At 41.5% G+C, this 1,121-nt stretch carries 1 protein-coding gene; it reads left to right on the forward strand.

The features are described 5' to 3' along the window. The first annotated feature begins 133 nt into the window (after positions 1–133). On the forward strand, positions 134–1,114 hold the full coding sequence (locus tag BVH04_RS24980; protein ID WP_086544178.1) for an IS30 family transposase: 981 nt from the start codon (positions 134–136) through the stop codon (positions 1,112–1,114). Positions 1,115–1,121 lie beyond the last annotated feature (7 nt).

Here is a 1,121-nt window from a genome sequence, read left to right on the forward strand (position 1 = left end):
CTTAGATTCAAGAGATAAACGCTACAGATTATTGTTGAAAAAACCCACCCTAAAGATTTGGTCCTAGGACCAAATCTTTAGGGTGGGTTGACGCTAAAAACCTCATATTTTTGGGTTTCAAAACTTAAATAATATGTCGCAATTAACGCTAGCAGAAAGGTACGAAATTTCTGCTTTCAAGAAACAAGGTCTTTCTAATTCGAAAATAGCCGAACTCCTGGACAGAGCCAAGTCTACCATCGGCAGGGAGCTGACAAGGAATGCTGATGGTCGGAATAACAACTATCGTCCTGACCTAGCGGATAAAAAAGCTCACCTCAGACACCAGCAGAAAAATAAGTACAAGGCCTTAACTACTCAAATACAAGAGGATATCACCTACTGGTTAAAACAGGGATATAGCCCAGAACAGATAAATGGTAGTGCGATTCGACATGATCGCCCATGCGTTTCCATCGAGCGGATTTACCAGTTTATCTGGCAGGACAAGAAGGACGGAGGGAGGCTGTATATCTACTTAAGGACTAAGGGTAAGAAATACCACAAAAGAGGTAACAAGAAGGCTGGTAGAGGGTTAATCCCCAATAGAACCTGCATTAGTCAGCGCCCAGAAGTGGTTGATAGAAAGCAACGAATTGGGGATATGGAAATGGATCTGATCATCGGTAAAGGACATAAAGGCGCATTATTGACCATTAACGATAGAGCTACTGGAACACTTTGGATGGGACATGTAAAGGGAAAAGAAGCAGCAGATATAGAACGCAAAGCCATCGCACTATTGGAAGATGCCATCCCTTTTCTAAGGACGATCACCACTGACAACGGAAAGGAATTTGCCAATCATGAAAAGATCGCAGAACAGTTAGGAATAGATTTTTACTTTGCAAGACCTTACCATAGTTGGGAAAGGGGGGCAAATGAAAATTTGAATGGACTTGTCAGACAGTATTTCCCCAAAGGGACTAACTTTGATTCCATTGAAGATCAAGCCATCAAAAGGGCGGAAAATATATTAAACAACAGACCCAGAAAAAGGTATGGTTTTAAATCACCTAATGAGGTTTTTGCAGACGCCATCAACAACGAAGGTATAGTTGCGTTTATGACTTGAATTCACC

Source organism: Algoriphagus antarcticus (assembly GCF_002150685.1).
GTDB classification, from domain to species: Bacteria; Bacteroidota; Bacteroidia; order Cytophagales; family Cyclobacteriaceae; genus Algoriphagus; species Algoriphagus antarcticus.